Annotated in this window: 23 protein-coding genes; 11 read left to right on the top strand and 12 right to left on the bottom strand. The window is 42.8% G+C overall.

Annotation, left to right across the window (positions count from 1 at the left end; all coding sequences use genetic code 11):
• Positions 1–16: 16 nt before the first annotated feature.
• Positions 17–778 (bottom strand): DUF2087 domain-containing protein, encoded by a 762-nt coding sequence (locus CLV36_RS06540; RefSeq protein ID WP_102992511.1) that lies wholly within the window; start codon positions 776–778, stop codon positions 17–19.
• A 237-nt stretch (positions 779–1,015) separates the two neighbouring features.
• Here CLV36_RS06540 and CLV36_RS06535 point away from each other — a divergent pair, with 237 nt between their 5' ends.
• From CLV36_RS06535 to CLV36_RS06525, 3 genes are read left to right on the top strand one after another with little or no spacing between them, the layout of a single operon-like run.
• The gene (locus CLV36_RS06535; RefSeq protein ID WP_106342089.1) at positions 1,016–1,870 is read left to right on the top strand and encodes an alpha/beta fold hydrolase; all 855 of its coding nucleotides are present in this window, start codon (positions 1,016–1,018) and stop codon (positions 1,868–1,870) included.
• Positions 1,871–1,901: 31 nt separating this feature from the next.
• The gene (locus tag CLV36_RS06530) at positions 1,902–2,318 is read left to right on the top strand and encodes a VOC family protein (protein WP_106342214.1); all 417 of its coding nucleotides are present in this window, start codon (positions 1,902–1,904) and stop codon (positions 2,316–2,318) included.
• Positions 2,319–2,342: 24 nt separating this feature from the next.
• The gene (locus tag CLV36_RS06525) at positions 2,343–2,702 is read left to right on the top strand and encodes a winged helix-turn-helix transcriptional regulator (protein WP_106342088.1); all 360 of its coding nucleotides are present in this window, start codon (positions 2,343–2,345) and stop codon (positions 2,700–2,702) included.
• Positions 2,703–2,767: 65 nt separating this feature from the next.
• Here CLV36_RS06525 and CLV36_RS06520 read toward each other — a convergent pair whose 3' ends face one another.
• Entirely contained in the window at positions 2,768–3,295 is a 528-nt protein-coding gene (locus CLV36_RS06520; protein WP_106342087.1) for an NAD(P)H-dependent oxidoreductase, read from the bottom strand.
• Between the two features lie 300 nt (positions 3,296–3,595).
• On the opposite strand from CLV36_RS06520, the gene CLV36_RS06515 reads away from it, so the two are divergent.
• Positions 3,596–4,498, top strand: coding sequence for a Nif3-like dinuclear metal center hexameric protein (locus CLV36_RS06515; RefSeq protein ID WP_106342086.1), 903 nt, complete (start codon positions 3,596–3,598; stop codon positions 4,496–4,498).
• Between the two features lie 72 nt (positions 4,499–4,570).
• Here CLV36_RS06515 and CLV36_RS17820 read toward each other — a convergent pair whose 3' ends face one another.
• Both CLV36_RS17820 and CLV36_RS17815 read right to left on the bottom strand, forming a co-directional pair.
• Complete coding sequence (locus CLV36_RS17820) at positions 4,571–5,293, bottom strand: MFS transporter (RefSeq protein WP_281257239.1); 723 nt, start codon at positions 5,291–5,293, stop codon at positions 4,571–4,573.
• Between the two features lie 14 nt (positions 5,294–5,307).
• Positions 5,308–5,727 carry an MFS transporter gene (locus CLV36_RS17815; protein ID WP_262983024.1) on the bottom strand — a complete coding sequence of 140 codons (420 nt, stop codon included), beginning with the start codon at positions 5,725–5,727 and terminating at the stop codon, positions 5,308–5,310.
• A gap of 209 nt (positions 5,728–5,936) precedes the next feature.
• On the opposite strand from CLV36_RS17815, the gene CLV36_RS06505 reads away from it, so the two are divergent.
• On the top strand, positions 5,937–6,812 hold the full coding sequence (locus CLV36_RS06505; protein WP_106342085.1) for a LysR family transcriptional regulator: 876 nt from the start codon (positions 5,937–5,939) through the stop codon (positions 6,810–6,812).
• Between the two features lie 389 nt (positions 6,813–7,201).
• A complete protein-coding gene (locus CLV36_RS06500; RefSeq protein WP_102992506.1) occupies positions 7,202–7,459 on the top strand; it encodes a serine hydrolase in 258 nt (85 codons plus the stop codon).
• Between the two features lie 179 nt (positions 7,460–7,638).
• On the opposite strand, the gene CLV36_RS06495 is transcribed toward CLV36_RS06500, so the two are convergent.
• Positions 7,639–8,085 (bottom strand): hypothetical protein, encoded by a 447-nt coding sequence (locus CLV36_RS06495; protein ID WP_102992505.1) that lies wholly within the window; start codon positions 8,083–8,085, stop codon positions 7,639–7,641.
• 488 nt (positions 8,086–8,573) lie between these two features.
• On the opposite strand from CLV36_RS06495, the gene CLV36_RS06490 reads away from it, so the two are divergent.
• Positions 8,574–9,884 carry a serine hydrolase domain-containing protein gene (locus CLV36_RS06490; protein ID WP_106342084.1) on the top strand — a complete coding sequence of 437 codons (1,311 nt, stop codon included), beginning with the start codon at positions 8,574–8,576 and terminating at the stop codon, positions 9,882–9,884.
• 93 nt (positions 9,885–9,977) lie between these two features.
• Here CLV36_RS06490 and CLV36_RS06485 read toward each other — a convergent pair whose 3' ends face one another.
• The 4 genes from CLV36_RS06485 to CLV36_RS06470 form a co-directional block, all read right to left on the bottom strand.
• Positions 9,978–10,604, bottom strand: a complete 627-nt coding sequence (locus tag CLV36_RS06485) for a recombinase family protein (protein WP_181352852.1) — start codon at positions 10,602–10,604, stop codon at positions 9,978–9,980.
• A gap of 326 nt (positions 10,605–10,930) precedes the next feature.
• Positions 10,931–11,320 carry a protein-S-isoprenylcysteine O-methyltransferase gene (locus tag CLV36_RS18020; RefSeq protein WP_425436571.1) on the bottom strand — a complete coding sequence of 130 codons (390 nt, stop codon included), beginning with the start codon at positions 11,318–11,320 and terminating at the stop codon, positions 10,931–10,933.
• Between the two features lie 155 nt (positions 11,321–11,475).
• A complete protein-coding gene (locus tag CLV36_RS06475; protein ID WP_102992502.1) occupies positions 11,476–13,596 on the bottom strand; it encodes a heavy metal translocating P-type ATPase in 2,121 nt (706 codons plus the stop codon).
• Complete coding sequence (locus tag CLV36_RS06470; RefSeq protein WP_223247939.1) at positions 13,577–13,954, bottom strand: ArsR/SmtB family transcription factor; 378 nt, start codon at positions 13,952–13,954, stop codon at positions 13,577–13,579. The genes CLV36_RS06475 and CLV36_RS06470 overlap by 20 nt, the downstream gene beginning before the upstream one ends.
• Before the next feature lie 194 nt (positions 13,955–14,148).
• Here CLV36_RS06470 and CLV36_RS06465 point away from each other — a divergent pair, with 194 nt between their 5' ends.
• The 3 genes from CLV36_RS06465 (at position 14,149) to CLV36_RS06455 (ending at position 15,613) form a co-directional block, all read left to right on the top strand.
• The gene (locus tag CLV36_RS06465; RefSeq protein WP_102992501.1) at positions 14,149–14,559 is read left to right on the top strand and encodes a tyrosine-type recombinase/integrase; all 411 of its coding nucleotides are present in this window, start codon (positions 14,149–14,151) and stop codon (positions 14,557–14,559) included.
• 217 nt (positions 14,560–14,776) lie between these two features.
• Positions 14,777–15,205 (top strand): ArsI/CadI family heavy metal resistance metalloenzyme, encoded by a 429-nt coding sequence (locus CLV36_RS06460; protein WP_102992500.1) that lies wholly within the window; start codon positions 14,777–14,779, stop codon positions 15,203–15,205.
• Positions 15,206–15,232: 27 nt separating this feature from the next.
• The gene (locus tag CLV36_RS06455; protein WP_102992499.1) at positions 15,233–15,613 is read left to right on the top strand and encodes an ArsR/SmtB family transcription factor; all 381 of its coding nucleotides are present in this window, start codon (positions 15,233–15,235) and stop codon (positions 15,611–15,613) included.
• A gap of 112 nt (positions 15,614–15,725) precedes the next feature.
• On the opposite strand, the gene arsC is transcribed toward CLV36_RS06455, so the two are convergent.
• Genes arsC through CLV36_RS06440 form a run of 3 tightly spaced genes read right to left on the bottom strand, consistent with a single transcriptional unit; the run spans position 15,726 to position 17,610 of the window.
• Positions 15,726–16,148, bottom strand: coding sequence for an arsenate reductase (thioredoxin) (gene arsC / locus CLV36_RS06450; protein ID WP_102992498.1), 423 nt, complete (start codon positions 16,146–16,148; stop codon positions 15,726–15,728).
• 30 nt (positions 16,149–16,178) lie between these two features.
• A complete protein-coding gene (gene arsB / locus CLV36_RS06445) occupies positions 16,179–17,228 on the bottom strand; it encodes an ACR3 family arsenite efflux transporter (protein WP_102993835.1) in 1,050 nt (349 codons plus the stop codon).
• Positions 17,229–17,286: 58 nt separating this feature from the next.
• Positions 17,287–17,610 carry an ArsR/SmtB family transcription factor gene (locus CLV36_RS06440; protein WP_102993834.1) on the bottom strand — a complete coding sequence of 108 codons (324 nt, stop codon included), beginning with the start codon at positions 17,608–17,610 and terminating at the stop codon, positions 17,287–17,289.
• Positions 17,611–17,758: 148 nt separating this feature from the next.
• On the opposite strand from CLV36_RS06440, the gene CLV36_RS06435 reads away from it, so the two are divergent.
• Positions 17,759–20,725: a Tn3 family transposase gene (locus CLV36_RS06435; protein WP_106342083.1), complete on the top strand. Its 2,967-nt coding sequence runs from the start codon at positions 17,759–17,761 to the stop codon at positions 20,723–20,725.
• Positions 20,726–21,354: the final 629 nt, after the last annotated feature.

Below are 21,354 nucleotides of genomic sequence, written 5' to 3'. Positions count from 1 at the left end.
CTATCACTCCTTTTCTTCAAAGAATCCAATATTGACTACCATCTGGCGTTCTGTCCATAAAACCATACTCAATCAGATAGCGCCGCAATGTGACGTAATCTGGATAGATGCGTTCCAAAATGCGGTTCACTTCCAGTTCGCTGTATTTGCGGTTTGCTTGAAACTTGGTGATGAGATGTTTGAGGATGGCCACTTTACGCTTTTCTTTCTTGGGAAATTCGGCCAACGGCCCCTCTAGACCTTCAGGGAAATATTTCTCCAAGATTTGGCGCTGTTCCGCTTCAGTGATATCAAAACGCTGATCAAGCATTTTGGCTTGACGCGGGGGATTGATCCACTTGGTTGGTTTGGCGGCATGTTCTTCTGTTAGTTCCATCAGAGCGAGGAATACCTTGGCCTGCTTCATTTTTTCGCGTAAGGTGAAGCGGTGGTGCCGGATGGTGGAGGTGCTACCGCCGCCAAGTTCTTGAACGATCTCTTTGTCGGTCAAGCCCTGGAAAAAATAGTCCAGCATTTTCTTTTGCAGGTCGGTCAGTCCCGTCAATTTCTTGTCCAAGCCCAACAAATAGTTAAACATGGATCCGTGTTGATTATGGATGTGATGCTGGGTGTACCGTTCGGCTTCAAAGAAAGTATCGCCGTCAGAATAAATGATGCCTTTTTCAAAAGATTGACCGCAGATTAAGCAGCGATAGATGCCAGTGTCCTGATCGTGCACATAGCCTTGTTTTAATTCGGCGACGGACGCGTCCCAGAACAAGTCGGATATATCTTTCATTTATAAACAAAACCCCTTGTTGTTTGTTTTATACATAAACATAATATAATAACGTCCGTTATTTTGCAACGGCGGGCCGAATCTGATTAATGGGGGATGTTTTACAGATATAACAAAAAATTCGGGTCCGTTTCGCTATCACTTATTTTTCACTAGTGAGTGTAGTAGAATGAGCATGTAAGCAAGCTCGGTATCAAGACATGCAACCGAAGAGAAACAAAAAAGGAGGCTGCTGATATGGAGCGTCAAGGAGTTATATCAATTGACGGGTTTGGACTGGCATACCAAATCGAGGGAGAAGGGATGCCGGTGTTGGTTGTCGGTAGCAAGATTTATTATCCGCGGCTGTTTTCAAAAAAGATAAAGCAAGCGTTGAAATTCATATTTATTGACCACAGGGGATTTGCAAAGTCGACTTCACAATCTCTCCAACCGGAGGATTATAGATTGGAGCGCATTTTGGATGATATAGAGAAGATGAGAGAAACACTTCAGATTGAAGACGTTGTCATCCTTGGCCATTCAGGGCATGCCTTTCTCGCTTTGGAATACGCCAAAAAATATCCTGCCAATGTGCAGAAGGTGGTTTTGCTCAACTCAGCTCCTACCAATAGCCCTAAACGGCAAGCGCAAAGCATGGCTTTCTTTGATGAAACGGCAAGTCCGGATAGAAAAAGAAAGTTTGAAAAAGATTTCGCATTATTAGCGGGCGATATTGAAAAAGAGCCGGAGAGACGGTTCGCTCACATGTGCATTCGCATGGGCGCCCACAGTTTTTTTGATTACACCATTGACGCAGCTCCCATGTGGGAAGGGGTGCGCACAAACATGCCGATCATCGACTATTTATGGGGGGAAGCTTTTGCGCGGCTGAATATGATTGATATGTTGGCCGCATTTGACAAGCCTGTGTTTGTCGGTCTGGGTAGATTTGATTATCTAGTGGGTCCTGTCTCGTTGTGGGATCCTGTTGACGAAGGGTTTGCGAATGTGAAGAAAGTCGTTTTCGAACAAAGCGGGCACTACCCCATGTTTGAAGAGCCCACTACTTTTGACGCTACATTAGTTAACTGGATTTATAATGGGGCTTGAACCAAATTCATCGATAAAGGAATGATGTGTGTTGAAGCCACGTATCACAGTAATTACCTTAGGCGTGGATGATTTGGAAAAGTCATTGGCATTTTATCGTGATGGGTTGGGATTTTCCACAGAAGGCATCATCGGGTCAGAATATGAGCACGGCGCAGTGGCTTTTTTTGACTTGCAATCAGGGTTGAAGCTTGCCATTTGGCAACGCAAAGATATTGCTCATGATGCAAACGTTCCACTGACCGCGTCCAGCCCTGTTGAATTTACCCTTGGACATAATGTGGGAAGCAAAGAAGAAGTGGATCAAATAATTGATCAGGCAAAACAAGCGGGTGCGACCATTACAACCCCAGCGCATGACACCTTTTGGGGCGGGTACGCAGGTTATTTTCAAGACCCCGATGGGCATCTGTGGGAAGTGGTCTGGAATCCGCAGTGGGAGATTTGAAATACTTGAAGGAGCGTGTAGATCATGCGCAAAACCTGTGTTCCGACTGGAGTAGAGCCGACAGATACAGGCTTTGGATATACATTGTCCTTAATCGGCGGCAAATATAAAATGATTATATTATATTGGCTGTCTGAGAATAAGGTGATGCGTCACAATGAGCTGAAGCGGAGTATTGGCAACATTTCCTTTAAGACGTTAAGTGTGATGTTAAAAGAGTTGGAGGCAGACGGCCTGATCATTCGCAAAGAATTTCCCCAAATCCCCCCAAGAGTTGAATATTCCTTGTCTGAACGAGGCCGTTCGCTGATTCCCTTGTTAAATATGATGTGTGAGTGGGGAGAAAGAAACAGGTTGCCTAAGGCCGAATCTGGAGAACGGTAGGTATGGCGAGTTGTTTAAATGAAAAGAAGTATCCCCATAACCAGGTGATACTTCCTTTTTGCGTGTTAGATTTGGTCGATAAAATTCACATAATCCTGGGCGCTTTTTGATACTTCGCTTGCAGACGGCTTGTGTTCTTCGCCATAAAACGCAAAAAACGAGCGGTAATCTGCATTGCAATACTTGAAAGTCATTTCAAATGGAACCAACACTTCATCAAGCGTATACCGATATCGTCCATTTTTGCTGTAATCCTCTTTTTTAATTCCTGCCGTCACACCTAAAGCAACTTTACGATTTTTTAATTTATCTCCATTTGAACCATATGCCCATCCATAAGTTAAAACATCGTCTAACCATTTTTTCAGGAGAGGTGGGCAATTAAACCAATAGATTGGGAATTGCAAAATAAGATTGCCATGTGATTCAACCAACTTTTGTTCTTTATGCACATCGATGTTCCCATCAGGATAAACTTTGGCCAAGTCGTGAACCGTATATTTTTCTGGATATTTGCTTAGCTCTTCTACCCACCGCTTATTAATGACCGATGTTTCTATGCTTGGGTGAGAGACGATAACCAGTGTTTTCATCAATGGATCTTCCTTCATTGGTATTTCAATTTGAGTATAAGATGATGACTATACAAATGTAAGTATGCACTTTTATTACAGGTACTTACCTAAAGGTGAGTATAGAATCTTAAGTTGACACTTCGATTGAAAGAGAAAGATGAGAACTAACCATGATTAATAACCAAACAAGTTTGTAAAACAAACATGTGTCGACCAGTAAATATTTAGGATAAAATATCAAAACAGTATTTCTTATTGGAGAAGTTAGATCATTTATTCGTCCTGCGCCATGCAAACGGACAGAAGGGAGAGAGGGAAATGGTAAAATTGTCAATGTTAGAGGAGAAGCTTGACGAACTGTTTCAACTAGACCGCTTTGGTAGTGATCCTTCGTTTAGTCGATTTATTCCCATGGTTTATGATCCGATTGGATTTGATTGGAGAAATGTATTTCATCATAAATTCACGCAACAATTTAATGGTTTGATGTTAAAAGGAGCTGAAGAAGTTAGAAATGTATTTTTGGCCGTGTTTCCAACCGATGATGTCTTAACCAAGTTCCTAGAGCAATCTCAAGAAGGGGATCTGTTGTTCATGCATCATCCACTGTTTATGGAATGTGGAGATCCAAGAGGCGCATGGGGAAAAGGATTCGTTCCTATTAAAGAGCACTTGATCGACGCTATTCGTGAAAAGAAATTATCCATCTATACTTGCCATATGCCCATGGATGTAAATAAAAGGGTAGGAACAAGTATATCAATCGCAGAAGCCTTCCATGCAACGGTGGTTGATTCATTTTTCAAAGAATGTGGATTGATTTGTGAAATACCCGAGACAAACACAGAGACGCTCATTTGCAAGGCATTACAGATCTTCGATATTCCTTATGTGGATTTTGAAGGGAGACACTTGAGTAAAATCAATCGGATTGCCATTGTGGCTGGATGTGGAGATAAAGTAAGTGCTATGAAAGAAGCAGAGGAAAAAGGAGCCCAAGCATATATCACTGGAGAAATTCATTGTCATATCGATAATGATTATGGTCGGCAGAGATATCAACAGATGATGGAGTACGTTAATCAAACTTCGATGTCGTTGATCGGTGTCTCCCACGCGGCATCTGAGTTTTTAGTCAAGAAAACACAAATGAAAAACTGGTTAGAGAAGCACTTTGATATACACTGTATTCTGTTACCACAAGAAAAATGGTGGAGATAAGCAATAATGACACGCAGCAGGGAAACGATGAAAAAGACTATCTCCTTTTGCGAGATAGTCTTTTTTTATTCTTTAATTATCTAATCCTTGTTGTTCCTTGTTTTTTCTTATGACGACCAACAGTTGTCCCAGTAAGGTGACTAGTACAAGGTAACCGGCGGCATATGGAAGGTGAGAAGGTGCCAATCCGGCTAGCATCATCATTCCCCCAAGTGCGGAACCAATCGCACTGCCTAAATAATTAGCGGAACTGTTTGAAGCAACAGTAGCTGCACTATGATCAGGTTGCAAGTGAAGTAATACATGTTGTTGCGGGGCTTGTGAGGCCCAGCCCATTCCTCCCCAAAGAACAAAGGGCAGGAAGCCGAGAATAGGAAATTTGAGTCCCAAGGGCAAGCTGAACATGGCAAAAGCCATGATGGCTAGAATACCGGCCATGAGCCAGCCTGGTCTGCCCGTTCGATCGATCAGGCTACCAATGGAAAAACTCCCGATCACCCCACCAATCCCCCATGCCCATAGGTATGGCGTAATGTGATGAATGTCTGCCAGGCTATGCAAGATGGATGCGATATACGTATAGAGACCTAAGCTCGCAATGCTAGTCAGAAGAGTGACTCCAATGGTTGCTGCAACCCGTTTATTGGTCAGCATTGCAATACGTTGACTTAGAGACGGTGGCGCCGAAGCCGGAAAGTTAGGAAACCAGATCGCAATACCCATCATGGCGATTAGACCAAGCACAGTGATGAACCAGAGAGTCCCGTGCCAACCTAGATATTCAGCAACGATCATTCCTAGAGGAACACCTACGACTCCATGCTCATGCCACCTAGCACCATACCAAGAGCACGGCCTCGTTTTTCTTTGGAAACGAGGGATGCGGCAGCTGTAGCAGCCAGTGGAGAAAAAAGCCCAGCTCCCATCCCTGCAACAGCACGAGACATAAGTAGCCAGAAGAAACTCGGGGCTAAAGCACTAGCTCCATTACCTACTGAAAATACGGCGAGTGCCAATAATAAAATCCGGCGCATGGGTTTTCCAGCCAACAATGTAGCAAAAACTGGAGCAGCCAGTGCATAACAAAGAGTGAACACGCTAACGACTTGTCCCGATTCAGAAGCACTGATTTTGAATGTTTCTCCGATATCGGGGAGTAGACCAGCCACCACATAAGCATCAAATCCAAGAGCGAACATGCCGATCGTGAGGAGAAGAACTTTTCGCATCATAGCCCCCCTTATTTTTTGCACCATATGTAGCATGGTTGGATACACAGCTAAATTTGAGCAACCCTGATAAGGATTTCTACATAAAACGATATGTTATAATGAAACGAGCCTTTACACCCGAAAGAATACCAAACTATTAAGGCGAGCAGAACAATTGATATTTTTGAGGGCTATAACGATTGGTTATATCAATTGGAGTGAAACAGATGAATATAGAGTGGTTCCAAAGTTTTGTTGAAGCAGCTAAGCAACAAAGTTTGTCTAAAGCCGCCAAAGCACTTAATCTTTCTCAACCGGCATTAAGTAAACATATCCGTAATCTAGAACATGAGCTTGATATTGTATTATTTCATAGAACATCTACCGGTATTGAACTGACAGAAGCCGGCGAACGTTTTTACAATCGAATTGTGCCTGTCCTCGCTGAATTAACCGCGATTCGTCAAGAGTTAAGACAATTTCGCCGAACTACCCCTATTGCCATCGGGAGTCTACCTAGTCTGGCAACTTATTATTTACCTCCAAGGATCAAGGAACCTCGCCTCTTGGATCGACCAATGACATTGATGATTCAAAATACTTCCTGGGAACTGATACAATCATTACAGGAAGGTAGGCTAGATGCAGTCTTCGTTGATATATCAGAGGTTGGGGATTCTTTGTGGAGTTGCGAATTGTTTACAGAGTCTTACTATGCAGTGTTTCCTTTACATCATCGTTTCCGTTCGCGAAAAACGGTTGAGTTTGCCGAGCTCTGCGATGAACCACTAATCGTACACCAAGCCCCTTGTGATACAAGAAAGCATATTTTCGAACAGATGGCGTTGCTGGGCCATAAGCCTAATATTATTAGCGAGGTAGCGTTTGGAGACTTTATTCTTGGGGTTGTAGCAGCAGGGATGGGTATCACCATTCTCCCCGAATTGATGGCTAAAAATATCGGCCATCTTCAGCTGTTCGCTCTGCCTATTACTAATTTCGGAAGAAAAAGATCGATTTCTATTGCTACTCGTAGTCGGAAGCTTGGATTGCAATTATATAAAGTAATCTCAACAGCTGTTGAATCTCCATCTACTAAGTAGTGACGCAGGCAGCATTCTGTGTCACTTTTGGTTTTGACGATAAAGTGGCTATCGTACATGTGTTTACGGTAAACATTTGAAAATCAAGCTTGTAAAAGGGGGAGAGTGAACATGATCTCCTTACCCTTTTAGGTATCAGCACAAAGAATCATGAAACGACAATCTCGATTAATATATAAACAAGTTTGTAATACAAACAAAAAGCGCACTTAGACACAACTAAAATGTATAACAGGCCCAATACCGCGTTCGTGCAACCAGTGGTAAAGGAGATAAAATAAAGATACATTAAGAAAACCAGCTTACTTTACTTTGGTTTAATTTATTAGGCATTTGTTTCCAACTCCTGTTTTGTCAAATTTCTGTATTTAGGGGGAGGCTAATAAAACATGAAGAAAATCGTGGGGCAATTGGAAGAATATTCGAATGCCTTAGATCAAAATGGATATTTTAGTGGATCGATTTTAGTCGGTTATAAGGGTGAAGTTTTAATATGTCAGGGATATGGCTTAGCAAATGTGGAAAATAATGTCCCTAATACTCCGCAAACAAAATATCGAATCGGCTCAATCACTAAAGGGTTTACAGCAACTGCCATTTTGCAATTGCAAGAACAGTGCGCTGGTGCATGGGTAGGAAATCAATGAGAACCGTATCTAGACGGAACGCGTGTAAAGTTTATCATTCAATAATATAAGGTAGAATAAGACCGCGCTATGCGGTCTGCCGTGACCCGTGTTTCAGGAGTTTAACCTTAAGGAACCCTCAAGATAAGAACAAAGGGGAAGAGAAGAAATGTTCTCCTCATCCCCTTTATTTTATTTAATCAATCCCAGAAATCTACTGTTGCGGTTCCACCGACGTCCTTTTCGACATAAAATTCAGCCTTTTTGTTGTCTCCATCCACATAACCGCCAATACCTCGGAAAACCCCACATTGACCGGCACTTAAGTATACATATCCCACATATTCATCTGCGTTGTCTGGATCGTATTCATATAAATAATATGTGGTGGATGGGCCAGATACGAGGCAAACCATAAAGTCCCCTCCACCAGAAGACGCGTATGCGCTGGAATAGGTGAAGGTGGAAGAACCTACATAATCCCATTCCCCAGGCCCATAAATGGATGCCCCGTTTCCACTCGACACAGTTGATTTGGGAACGACCCAACCCTTTTGGCCCACTTCGCTGGCAGAGGCGGTTGTGAATGGAATGATTAAAGCGCAAGCCAATGCCAAAAGACAAAGACTAACTCGTTTTAAATTCATCCTCAGGTCTCCTTTTTCATAAATTTAATTATATTATGAATATATCATAAATAATAATGAAATAAAATAGAAATTATATAAATAATTACTATTTTTATGTCATTTTTAACTCTTTCACTTCCCTTCTAAACCTTAATCTAAGTGGTATCATGAATTTAGGGTGATGAAAATGTTGTATGACGACGACCACCTTGATTTTGAAGTCAAGCAAAAGCGATATATCCACTTAGAGGTGTCTCAAGATAGCGGAGGCATACTAAGACCAACTCGACCACATCATCGATCCAATATTGAATGATATGGCCGAGCTCTGACACTACTTCCGCCGAGCACAAGGCCAGATCATTCAAACGGTGCAATTGGTGGGTGAGCGAATGGTGCAGTATGTCTGGAAAGGAGAATGAGGGTGGAGTGCGGGGAGATTCTCAAAGAATAGTTGATGTGGTTCTTTTGCCAATTTGATTTATTTAGGGGGAGGCTAATAAAACATGAAGAAAATTGTGGGCAAATTGGAAGAATATTTGAATGCCTTAGATCAAAATGGATATTTTAGTGGATCGATTTTAGTCGGTTATAAGGGTGAAGTTTTAATATGTCAGGGATATGGCTTAGCAAATGTGGAAAATAATGTCCCTAATACTCCGCAAACAAAATATCGAATCGGCTCAATCACTAAAGGGTTTACAGCAACTGCTATTTTGCAATTGCAAGAACAGGGAGTTCTTTCCGTACAGGATACTATAGATCGCTACCTTCCTGACTTCCTCAATGGTAAACAAATTACCATTCATCATTTATTAACTCATACTTCTGGTATTCCTGATTTCACTAGTTTTCCAGATTATTGGACACGTATTATGCGATTACCATCTACATTGGATCAAACCATAGCGTTGTTTAAGGAGCTTTCACTAGAATTTACACCAGGAGAGCGTTTTTCGTATTGTTCTTCATCCTATCTACTTTTGACAAAGATTATTGAACAACTATCAGGTCAATCCTATGAAGAGTATCTGCAACAATATATTTTACAACCCCTTCATATGAATAATTCAGGTGTAGACAATGGTCGTACCATTTTGAAACATATGGCTTCTGGATATACCATATGGAAGGAGAAGATTCATTCTGAATTTATAGACATGTCCATACCGCTTGGAGGCTACGGACTATATTCTACAGTAGAGGATTTATATCGATGGGACCAAGCTTTATATACCAATCAACTTATTTCAGACGAGTCTCTTTGCTCTATGTTTTATCCTTATCAGCAAAATTATGGTTACGGATGGGCCATTCAACAGATTGAGATCGGTGGTAAAAAGCGGACTTGTATAAGTCATTATGGAGATATTAATGGCTTCTGCGGTGACATTCTTCGATTTGTAGATGATAACTTAACAGTAATTGTACTAAGTAATCTTAGTTTTACTCCAGTGACTTGGATAGGTAAAAATATAGCCAAAGTGTTTTTCGGCGTTCCTATCAAGATTCCAGAGGCAATTCGATCCGTAGATTTAAATGAAGCAACGATTCATCATTTGCTTGGAACCTATCAAACAGAGAACTCAAATCGAGAGTTACAGATTACCTACGAAAAAGGGCAGCTATATCTTACGACAACCAAAGTACATGGCGCTCCTTGTCAATATCCTATTCATCCTATATTTATAACTGAGAAACAAATAGAATTTGTTACAGAGTACATGGATGAAAGCTTAATTTTTGAACTAATAACAACTACTCCACGATTATGGTATAGAGAAATGGATAATCTAACCCTCTATCTGATCAAATAGGGGTAAATCCGAGATACGTGTAAAATATACAGTTACAAATGGAGAAAAATAGAAAAAGCCGATTCCTAGTAAAGGAACGGCTATTTATAGATATCACATGCTCTCGTACTCTTTGACCACCTTATAAAATGAGTTCTTTTTCAACCCAAGTAACCGCATGAATTCAACGCCTGTAATCTCTCTGTCTTTCCATCTCGGATAGTGAGAGACTAATAACTGGCGTTGCTCATGGGACAGCGTCTGTAAATTGATCTTGGGTCTTCCTAAATGTTTACCTTGGGCTTTTGCAAACGCTATGCCTTCGGCTTGGCGCTGTTTGATTTTCTTCCGTTCTTGTTCGGCAACATAGGAGAGGAGACTCAAAAACTGGTCCTCCATGAGTTTGCCGATATCCCCCATCTCTCGATATTTGCGGCTATCAAACAATGTTTCGTTTTCCAGTACCACAATATCTGCTTGAATTTCCCTCGTGATCTGTTTCCATTCTTGGATGATTCCATCATAATTCCTGCCAAGACGGTCGAGAGCGTCCAGATAAAGAAGATCCCCTTTGCGAAGGATACGCTTCATTATCTGGTAACTGGGCCGCTCAAAATCCTTCCCACTTTGCTTATCAATGAAGATCATCCGTTCCTCGATTCCTAACTCCAACATTTTTTTGATTTGGCGTTCCTCATTTTGATCTGCAGATGAAACACGAACATAACCGATTTTCACCATGAATCCACTCCATAAAATGGATTTTATCCCTTTTATTGTATCTAATTACGTTTCCAAAGGTATATGTATTTTCATAAACGTTTAAAAAGTGATTTTCATACATTTTTAAACGCATGAAACTGCATGGATTTCATAGTTTTTAAAGGTCTACTTTTAGGGGTAGAGGTAGCATCCGTCGATTTTGGGGTCATTTGCCCAACAAATGGAAAATGACTTGAAAAGCCGTTTGGCCTCAAGGGGTACCGCCAGCAATTTAAAAAAATCCTACGCTAAGCAACCGGAATAAGACAAACAACCTCGTTATTCCACTCTAAGGAAAAGCCCTATTACTTCCAAAACCGGCGTGGTATAATTCTACCCGTTCTATTCATGTAAGATTGATACTCTTCTCCAAACTGATTGAGCATCATTTGTTCTTCGCGCGGCACACGTAAGAAATAAAGCAGGCTGAACGACAACAAATGGGACCACCCTGCTATCCAGTTATGCAATAACAAAACTTGAGCAACTCCCCACATCCAAATGGCTGCATACATGGGATGCCTGATATATTCGTATACTCCACTGGTAATAAGTTGATGTCCTTTCCTCAATTCAAGGGTATAAGACCAGTTTCGTCCCAGATCAGCGTGAGAGCACCAGAATAGCCAGAAGGCTACAACGAGGACCATAACTCCAGCCCATCCCATCCAAGATGGCAGCTGATAATCGGCAATTACTCCGCCACCTATAAAAAAGGCGAAAAATGAACATTATTATCAAGCCCGTAAAATAGATGATTTTGAACATACGTTGTCCTCCCTCAGCATTTTATGATGGGAGGAACCCGACCTTGTGAAAAGAAAGTCGGGTTCCTAAAGAGCGGGTGGACTTATTCTTTTACCTTTAGCAGTCGAAGTCCATTCAAGGTTACAATCAACGTCGCTCCCATATCTGCAAAGATGGCCATCCAGAGAGTAAGCCATCCCGGAACAATCAACAGTAAAGCAATGGCTTTAATCGCCAAGGAAAAGGTAATGTTTTGCTTGATAATTCTCAGGGCTTGACGACTTAGCCGGATGGTAAACGGCAATTTTTTCAAATCGTCTGCCATGAGTGCAATATCCGCCGTTTCAAGTGCTGTATCCGTTCCAGCTCCGCCCATGGCAATCCCAACGGTCGAGGTCGCCAGAGCAGGCGCATCGTTAACCCCGTCACCGACCATTGCTACTTTGGAACCGTCTGACCGGAGTTGTTTGATAAACTCCAATTTATCTTGAGGCAACAATTCGGCTTGAACTTCTCCAATCCCTAACTTTTTGCCGATGGCTTCAGCAGTGGCCGGGTTATCCCCTGTCAACATAACTGTCTTCTTAATACCAAGCTCGTGTAAGCGTTGAATTACTTCTCGGCTGTTTTCCCGTACTTCATCCGCTACGGCGATGAGAGCCAGCATTTCGATTTTTGTTCCAAGTACCATCACGGTTTTACCTTGTTTTTGAAGGTCGACGATGGTCTTCTTCGTTTCTTCCGGTATACCAGCTGGTAAAAGTTCTTCAAACAATCCCGGACTACCAATGTAGTAAAGGACTCCGTTTACCTTCGCTTGTACGCCTTTACCTGTCAGAGAGGAGAAATCTTCTACCTCTTGGATCGGAATGGATTCTTCCTCTGCTTTCCGCAGGATCGCCGAAGCTAATGGATGTTGGGAGTTTTTCTCAATAGATACCGCAATACCCAAGAGTTCTCTTTCTTTGTTTGGTATGAGCGAGATAAAGTCTGTCACTACAGGAACTCCGCGTGTTAAAGTCCCTGTTTTGTCAAAGGCAATGATCGAAAGGGCTCCGGCTTCTTCCAAATGAATTCCGCCTTTGATGAGAACCCCGTTTCGTGCGGCATTTCCGATGGCCGTCACAATGGATACTGGTGTTGAAACAACCAATGCGCACGGACAACCAACGACCAAGAGAGCCAATCCGCGATAGATCCAATCGCTCCAATCCGCTTGGAACAAGAGAGGCGGAACCAAAGCAACCAGGAACCCAGCAATCAAAATTGCGGGGGTATAAATCTTAGCAAAACGATCGACAAAGGCTTGAGAAGGTGCTCGTTCCGCTTGAGCTTCTTCGACCAAATGGATGATCTTTGCAATGGTCGTATCTTCCACCCGTTTGGTTACTTTAACTTCAAGCAATCCTTCTTCGTTTAAAGTACCTGCATACACTTCATCGCCGACGTTTTTTGCCGCAGGGATGGATTCCCCGGTAATCGGAGCTTGGTTAATCGAGGAACTTCCTTTGACTACCACTCCATCCATGGCCAGTTTTTGCCCTGGCTTAACGATCATAATGTCCCCGATCTGGATCTCATCGACTGGAACCATGATCTCTTTATCTCCACGGCGAATCAGGGCCTGTTTGGGTGCAATATCCATGAGAGTACGAATCGATTGACGGGCTTTATCCATAGAGTAAGTCTCCAATGCCTCACTTATGGCAAAGAGAATGACTACGGTTGCACCTTCTCCCCATTCACCTATGGCCGCTGCACCCAAGATCGCAATCGTCATCAGGGTGTACATATCAAATTGTAGTCGTGTTAGATTAAGTAATCCTTTCCGGAATAATGCGTATCCGCCAATCAGCATGGAGAGCAGGTAAGAAACGACAGAAGGGATACTTTTCTCTCCATAAGACTCACCCATCAACCAACCAACTATGAGAAATACCAGAGAAACACCAACTTGAATGGTTTCTCTCCGCTTCCAAAACGGTTCTCTCTCCATGCGTACTTCCTGGTTTTCGGGATAGATCTTTAGGTTTTCAAATGCACCAGCCTTCTCTAGATCTTGTATGGAAGGATTCCCATAAACGGTGATTTTAGAGGCTCCAAAGTTCACCTTGGCATCCTTTACACCTGGGAGTTTTTTTACATTCTCTTCAAACTGCGCTGCACAACTGGCACAGGTAAAACCTTGGACGCGATACACTTTTTTATCTTGCACTTGTTCCATTTGTGGTCAACTCCTTACTATGATCAAACGCCAATTGCACAAGTTGTTTCACATGATCATCGTCTAGAGAATAAAAAACGAGCTTCCCTTCTTTCCGGTACTTTGCCAAGCCCATGTTACGAAGTAAACGCAAATGATGAGAAGCCGTAGCCAAGGTAGAATCAATAATATTAGCTACGTCACAGACACAAAGTTCATCCTCTTGCACTAAGGCATAAGCAATTTTTAAACGAGTTGGATCTGCAAGTGCTTTAAACAGTTGGGCTGTATCCATCGGTTTCACTTTTTCTAATGAAGTTTGAACTCGCTTGACCTTTTCTTCGTCGTAACAATATATTTCACAGCGATCTTCACTCAATGATTTGCACCTCACTTTAATAATCAAATTATTATTTGATTGAAGTATAAAACGGAATCACTACACAGTCAAATGGTCATTTGATTATGACATTATTATGGGAGAATCACCGTGAAAATATACATATCTGTTTCATCGTAGAAACTCCATTCTGCGATATAATCGAGGGAGGTTCCGTCAGAGAACGCCGATCAGTGGATTTTCAGCGCTGCCAAATCAGAGTGAACGAAGGCAAAGGCAAGAAAGACCGGATCGTGCCGTTCCCAACTACCTTCAAAGAGCTGTTGGCCATGCATGCCGATAGCGCGGAGAAAAAGGGTGCCGTCTACCTGTTTGAATCGTCTTGGAAGAAAAAATACACGGACCGCGGCATTCGGAAAATCCTCAAGAAGTATTCCGATCAGGCCGGCATGGTCCAATCCATTTCGCCGCATAAATTGCGTCACTTCCTGTTAACGTGGCTCAAGAAACAAGGCATTGACGATGCACTCATTCAGCCTTATTCTGGACATGCAAGCCGCAAGTCGCTTGAAGTGTATTCTAAGTTGGCCATTACTGATGCTCAGGATGAATATGAACGTGTCATCCCTGAGTTTCCTATATAAACACGAAATGACTTGAGTTCCCATGTGGTTCTCAAGTCATTTTCCATTTGTTGGGTAAATGACCCCGAAATCGACGGATGCTACCTCTACCCCTTTTAAGGACGTTGCGATAAATAAAACATCAACTTTTTTTGATTTATGCATTGACGAATCAAAATAAATTGATGTATATTCAAATCAAGAAAAGTTGATATGAAGTTACAGGAGAGTGAAAACGATGATATTAAAACCCCATGTAGCGATTAACGTGAAGGACTTGAACAAATCTGTTGTTTTCTATACGCAATTGTTTGGAGTTGAGCCGGTGAAAGTTCGTCCTGGGTATGCTAAGTTTGATCTGGAACAACCAGCTTTGAACTTCACTTTGAATGAAGGCGGAGAAGTAAGTGGCGGTCTGAATCATTTGGGGATTCAAGTGAAATCCACGGAAGATGTGTTGGCTACCAAAGAACGTCTTCAAAAAGAAGGCCTTGCTACTTTTGACGAGATGAATACGACTTGCTGCTATGCGCGCCAGGATAAAATTTGGGTCACCAGCCCGGATGGGCACCGTTGGGAAGTGTTTACCGTATTAGCCGATGCCGAAGAAAAATCCAATAAATCGGCCGCTGAACCGAAACAATCAGAAACCGATTGTTGCTCTTAATCAATAAGAAGTAAGGAGGGGAGCGCGATGTCCCTATCGACAGAAAAATTTGCTCAAATCGCCAAGGCTCTTGGCGATCCGATTCGCATCAAAATCCTTGATCTCATTCAAGCAGGATATGATCAACTTGGCACTTCACCTCCTGTTGCATGTTGTTCCGGTGGTGTCTGTGTTTGTGATATTCAGAAGCAAATGAATATGGGACAATCCAAAGTCTCTTATCATCTGCGAGAATTAAAAGACGCAGGCCTCCTTCATGAAACGAAAGTAGGTAAATGGAATTTCTATGCAATCAACCATAAAATATTGGAGTTGTTTCGAGAAGAATTTCAATATCGATATCGGGAGGCAGAAACTATTGGAACCAAACTGGATCATTCGAAAAGCGTCCGAGCAGGATCTCACTAGTGAACGAAAAAGAACATTTGTTGATGTTATGCCGATGGAAAAATATTATAATCTTAATCAATTTTGATTAATATAATAATAGCCACATCCCACAAAGAGACGTGGCTATTATTTATTTTCCTTCTTTAGCAAATTGTTGAATCCTTGCTTCGATTTGATCTCGAACGCGGCGGAAGACTTCCCATACTTCTTCTTCCGTCCCTTTTGCTTTAGCTGGATCATCAAATCCCCAATGGTCACGATGTACATGGGAGGGAGTGAGCGGGCACTTATCATTGGCATCTCCGCAAAGAGTGATGACATAATCCGCACGGTTTAATAGTTCAGGATCAATCACATCAGAAGTCTGATTGGAGATATCAATTCCTTTTTCAGCCATTACTTTCACTGCTTTCGGATTCAATCCATGTGCTTCAATCCCTGCACTGTACACATCGAAGCGATCGCCTAAGTATTTCTTTCCAAACCCTTCTGCCATTTGGCTTCGACAAGAGTTGCCTGTGCATAAGAAGTAAATGATTTTTTTATTAGACATCGTTGTTCCCTCCTTTTTAAAATAAAGATTTTAGTTTGATTCGGACAGTTTTTGTGCAAAGTATTTACGCCGGAACCAATATGCGACGTTTACGAGTCCAATCAATACCGGTACTTCTACAAGCGGACCAATTACAGCGGCAAAGGCTGCCCCTGAGTTGATGCCGAAGACACCAATTGCAACTGCGATGGCCAACTCAAAGTTATTGCTGGCGGCAGTAAAGGAGAGGGAAACTGCTTTTGAATAATCTGCTCCAACCTTTTTGCCCATATAAAATGAAATGAGAAACATCACAACAAAGTAAATTAAAAGAGGAATGGCGATTCGAACTACATCCAGCGGGAGTTGAAGAACCAAGTCACCTTTTAATGAAAACATGACAATAATCGTAAACAGCAATGAAATTAATGTAATTGGGCTGATTACTGGTATGAATTTTGTCTCGTACCATTCACGCCCTTTAGCTTTCACCAATGCAAAGCGAGTGATCATGCCGGCAAAGAAAGGAATTCCCAAGTAGATCAAAACACTTTCGGCGATCTGACCCATGGTAATATTGACGACAGTTCCTTCTAACCCCAACCATTTCGGTGCAACCGTGATGAAAATGTACGCGTAAACGGAATAGAAGAGAATTTGAAAAATCGAGTTGAAGGCAACTAACCCAGCGGCATATTCTCTATTCCCATTCGCCAGGTCGTTCCACACGATTACCATCGCAATACATCGAGCAAGACCGATCAGAATAAGACCAACCATGTATTGCGGTTGATCTCTTAAGAAAAGGATGGCTAATACGAACATCAATATAGGGCCAATCACCCAGTTTTGTATCAGGGATAAACTAAGAATCCGGAGGTTCCGAAATACTTGCCCCAGTTCCTCATAACGAACTTTGGCCAGTGGAGGATGCATCATCAAAATCAATCCAATGGCAATCGGAATGGATGTAGTCCCTACCTGCAATTCTGTTAAGACGTTCACCATGCTTGGAAAAAGATAACCAGATCCGATACCTATGACCATGGCAAGAAAAATCCATAACGTCAGATACCGATCCAGAAAGGAGAGTCTTCTCATGACTCCACTCATTGCATCACGCCCTTTCATATTAAGTTTTTTGGATGAGGCCGGAGCTTTAGTCGCAGACGACTTTTCGCCCACTTTTCTTTAACTCCTCGATTTCACTTCTCATCTTTGGAAGTGTCTCTAATACAGATTGAAAGAAAGGATAGATGGAACCATCCAATGAATAGAAAACCCATTGACCATTCCGACGTTCTTTCACCAACTTCGCGTTCTTCAGTTTCCGCATATGTTGAGAAACGGCCGGCTGCGTCATATTCAAAATTTCTACCAGCTCACATACGCATAATTCCTCCACTTTTAGTAAAGCGAGAATACGCAAGCGAGTTTTATCTGCCAAGGCTTTATGACACTCCGCGATCTGCTCCCAATCCATCATATTCATCACCTCATTATTATATAAGCATGTACTTATATTTTTGTCAAAGATGAAAATAAATATACTACTGGTCAGGTCCATCAGTCTCGACACACCATGATTTATGTGAAAATAAACTTGACCACAGCATGAGGGGAAATTGACTTTGGCATCCATTGAGCGTACTGCATATCCCCGGCTCAAGCGTTCATACACTGAAAAAGAGTTGGAACGGGTTTACAAACCTTCGAACGAAGAAGTTCGGTTTGTATACGAATTAGCACGGGGCCCAAAATCTTTGCTAAGTGCCATGATTTTGTTGAAGACTTCGCAGCGGTTGGGCTATTTTCCTAAACTCGAAGAAGTGCCTGCTCAGATTGTCAATTATATTCGCGATCGAATGAAACTACCTGTAGAAACGGTTCCAGGATACGATAAACCGCGAACTAGGTATCAACACCAGACAGCTATCCGGAAATTCCGAGGCATCCAATCCTATGGGAAAGAAGCCCAACGGATTGCCCTAGAGACAGTGCAAAAGGCCGCCCAAGTCATGGATCATCCGGCAGACTTGATCAATGTGGCCATTGCCGAACTGGTTCGGCAAAACTATGAACTTCCCGCTTTCAGTACGCTGGATCGTTTGGCGCGCCATATCCGGAAATCCGTCAATGACGGATTTTTTGAAATGGTGTTTCAACGTCTGGGCATTCAGGAAATTAAACGGTTGGATGAATTACTGGAACGGGGAGAATCGCACTATAGCGAATATAATCGTTTGAAAAACCTACCTAAAAAGTCCAGGTTGTCGGAGATCCGGGAGCGGTTGGATCATTTGGCCTGGTTAACCACTTTCGGAGATGCAAAACCGTACTTGGAGGGAATCCCGCCAGCCAAAGTAAGCCATTTTGCGGCTCAAGCCAAAGCACTGGACGCACGGGAGATGAAAGATTTTTCACAGGACAAACGAGCCACACTTCTTCTCTGTCTGATCTATCGCGCCCAAACGAAAACCCGTGATCATCTTGGAACCTTGTTTATTAAGCGGATGGCCAGTCTCCATAAAGCAGCCAAAGAAGAATTGGAGCGAATCAGGGAGCAACACCGGGAGAAAACAGGGTCCTTGGTTTTGGCTTTCACAGAAGTGTTACAAGCCTTACAGGATCATCCTGAAGATGCGGAAGCGGGACGATTGGTCAAAGAGGTTTTAGCTTCCCGAGGGAGCATTCCGGATCTTCTGGTTGATTGTGAAGCCGTCGCTTCCTGCCAGGGAAACAACTACCTCCCCTTGATTCTGAAGTTTTTTCGGCACAATCATCGCCCTGTCCTGTTCCGGCTGATTAATGCCCTTCGACTTGATTCCACTTCAGAGGACGGCCGTCTGATTCGGGCCCTCGAATTTGTGAAAGAACACCAAAATAGCCGGCGGGAGTGGCTCCCCGATGAGGTCGATTTGTCGTTTGCTTCCGACGCCTGGCGGCGGACCATCCGGGTCAAACAGCGTGTTGGGGGCTATCAAATTGCTCGCCGCCATTTAGAGGTGTGTGTCTTTTCCTATATGGCAACGGAACTGAAAACAGGAGATATCTGTATTCAAGATTCTGACGACTTTGCCGATTATCGCGAGCAACTGCTATCTTGGGAAGAATGCCAGCCTCTTTTATCTGAATACCTTGATGAAATGGATTTTCCTAAACAAGGGAAAGAGTTTGTCCAACAGTTACAGGAATGGATGAACCACACTTGCCGAATTGTCGATCACAAATATCCTGACTCTGATGCTGTTGTCATCAACGAAAAAGGGGAGCCGGAATTAAAGAAAATCCGGACAAAAGAACGGACAGTGGATCAAAAGCATTTGGAGAAATTAGTCCTCGAAAGGATGCCGGAACGGAGCATCCTTGATATCTTATGTAACGTAGAACATTGGATTGGATGGACACGTCATTTTGGGCCGCTATCCGGCTCCGACCCGAAACTGGAAATGCCAACGGAACGATATATCCTCAATACCTTTACGTACGGCTGCAATCTTGGACCCGCCCAAGCTGCTCGCCATATGCGGGGACAGGTTACTCCGAAGATGCTCTCATTCGTGAACCAACGCCACGTGACGGCACAAAAACTGGATCAGGCAATTAAAGATACTATCAACGAGTATTACCGGTTCGATCTTCCACAACTTTGGGGCAGTGGTAAAACGGCCGCTGCGGACGGAACCAAATACGATATCTATGAGGAGAATCTGTTAGCCGAATACCATATCCGGTACGGAGGATACGGTGGTATCGCTTACCACCATGTATCGGATAACTACATAGCGTTATTCAGTCATTTCATTCCCTGCGGAGTGTGGGAAGCTGTTTACATTCTTGATGGGTTACTGAAAAACAAATCCGACATTCAGCCTGATACCGTGCATGCGGATACCCAAGGGCAATCCACACCCGTGTTTGCTTTGGCCCACCTATTGGGAATTAAGCTGATGCCCCGGATTCGGAACCTGAAAGACCTGATGTTTTTCCGTCCCTTTGAAAGCGTTCGATATAAGCACATTGACATCCTATTTACTGAAACGATCAATTGGAAACTCATTGAAACTCATTGGAAAGATTTGCTCCAGGTCGTTCTTTCGATCAAGGCCGGAAAAATCTCCTCGGCTACATTGCTTCGCAAATTGGGGAATGACAGCCGTAAGAACCGGCTATACAAAGCGTTTCGAGAGTTGGGACGGGTAGTGCGAACAGTATTTTTACTGGAATACATTTCAAACTTGGAGTTTCGCCAGCAAATCACAGCTACAACAAACAAGGCTGAAGCCTATAATGGCTTTTCTAAATGGCTCTTTTTCGGCGGCGAAAGCATTATTGCTGATAACGATCCGGAAGAGCAAGAAAAGGTGATTAAGTACAATGACCTTGTTGCAAACGCCGTTATTCTTCAGAATGTAGTAGACTTAACAGCTGTGTTACGGGAGTTGACCAGAGAAGGATACGGGATTGAAAGTGAAGCCGTGGCTGCTTTGAGTCCTTACATGACCAGTCACATTAAGCGTTTTGGTGACTATGTAATTGACATGGACAATGCACCTGAGCCCCCAGAACCACAATTAATTCTGCTACTGGGATTGTGACATAGCGAGCCATAAACTAACCGGCTCCCTTAACGTGAAACACACAAGGGAGCCGGTGTTATTTCGATTTGGAACAAATTTCTATTTATAACTGTATATTTTACACGTATCTCGGACTTACCCCAAATAGGACAATGTTTTATTAAGTCCTAAAGTATTCAACACCCATGATGCTTCATGTTTAGCAAATGGGTGTTTTTAAAAAAGATGACAGCTTTGTCTGAGGGGAAATCTTGTCAAGGTTTGCGATAACGATCTGTATACACAACCCAATTCTTAAGGGGGTATGCAGGCAGGCAGAGGCTTTCATCGTGGGGGAGGGGGCGTAGCATCCATCTGCTAGGCAACGCGTGTTTGAGTTGAATTGGGGTATTAGACAGCCGAGGGGTGTTTAGACGTTTAGGCCTTCGATGCGGGATCCGCTATAGAAAGCTTAAACGGAATAAAAAGCGTTCATTTTTACATTAATGTAAACAAGTTTGCTACACAAACAAAACGACCTTAAAAATAAAACTCAATCAGCATCAAATAACCCTTTCTCTATAAAGAAGTCAACTTTTTATTTTTTTCTTGACCCTCACGCATGCGTGATACCCCATAATCTTGAGCTACATGCGATTCAGGTGACA

Origin of the sequence: Laceyella sediminis (genome assembly GCF_003003125.1) — a bacterium.
In the GTDB taxonomy this organism is placed as follows: Bacteria; Bacillota; Bacilli; order Thermoactinomycetales; family Thermoactinomycetaceae; genus Laceyella; species Laceyella tengchongensis.
Note: the sequence above shows the minus strand (reverse complement) of the source record. Positions and strands in the feature narration are given on the sequence as shown.

Coding starts and splice junctions, on each gene's coding strand:
- CLV36_RS06495 (WP_102992505.1), bottom strand. CDS start 8,085: ATGAATTTAAAACGAGTTAGTCTTTGTCTTTTGGCATTGGCTTGCGCT.
- CLV36_RS06505 (WP_106342085.1), top strand. CDS start 5,937: ATGAATATAGAGTGGTTCCAAAGTTTTGTTGAAGCAGCTAAGCAACAA.
- CLV36_RS06535 (WP_106342089.1), top strand. CDS start 1,016: ATGGAGCGTCAAGGAGTTATATCAATTGACGGGTTTGGACTGGCATAC.
- arsB (WP_102993835.1), bottom strand. CDS start 17,228: ATGAGAAGACTCTCCTTTCTGGATCGGTATCTGACGTTATGGATTTTT.
- CLV36_RS06540 (WP_102992511.1), bottom strand. CDS start 778: ATGAAAGATATATCCGACTTGTTCTGGGACGCGTCCGTCGCCGAATTA.
- CLV36_RS06515 (WP_106342086.1), top strand. CDS start 3,596: ATGGTAAAATTGTCAATGTTAGAGGAGAAGCTTGACGAACTGTTTCAA.
- CLV36_RS17815 (WP_262983024.1), bottom strand. CDS start 5,727: ATGCGAAAAGTTCTTCTCCTCACGATCGGCATGTTCGCTCTTGGATTT.
- CLV36_RS06455 (WP_102992499.1), top strand. CDS start 15,233: ATGTCCCTATCGACAGAAAAATTTGCTCAAATCGCCAAGGCTCTTGGC.
- CLV36_RS06520 (WP_106342087.1), bottom strand. CDS start 3,295: ATGAAAACACTGGTTATCGTCTCTCACCCAAGCATAGAAACATCGGTC.
- CLV36_RS17820 (WP_281257239.1), bottom strand. CDS start 5,293: ATGATCGTTGCTGAATATCTAGGTTGGCACGGGACTCTCTGGTTCATC.
- CLV36_RS06525 (WP_106342088.1), top strand. CDS start 2,343: ATGCGCAAAACCTGTGTTCCGACTGGAGTAGAGCCGACAGATACAGGC.
- CLV36_RS06475 (WP_102992502.1), bottom strand. CDS start 13,596: ATGGAACAAGTGCAAGATAAAAAAGTGTATCGCGTCCAAGGTTTTACC.
- CLV36_RS06485 (WP_181352852.1), bottom strand. CDS start 10,604: ATGGTGAAAATCGGTTATGTTCGTGTTTCATCTGCAGATCAAAATGAG.
- arsC (WP_102992498.1), bottom strand. CDS start 16,148: ATGTCTAATAAAAAAATCATTTACTTCTTATGCACAGGCAACTCTTGT.
- CLV36_RS06500 (WP_102992506.1), top strand. CDS start 7,202: ATGAAGAAAATCGTGGGGCAATTGGAAGAATATTCGAATGCCTTAGAT.
- CLV36_RS06490 (WP_106342084.1), top strand. CDS start 8,574: ATGAAGAAAATTGTGGGCAAATTGGAAGAATATTTGAATGCCTTAGAT.
- CLV36_RS06460 (WP_102992500.1), top strand. CDS start 14,777: ATGATATTAAAACCCCATGTAGCGATTAACGTGAAGGACTTGAACAAA.
- CLV36_RS06440 (WP_102993834.1), bottom strand. CDS start 17,610: ATGGATTGGGAGCAGATCGCGGAGTGTCATAAAGCCTTGGCAGATAAA.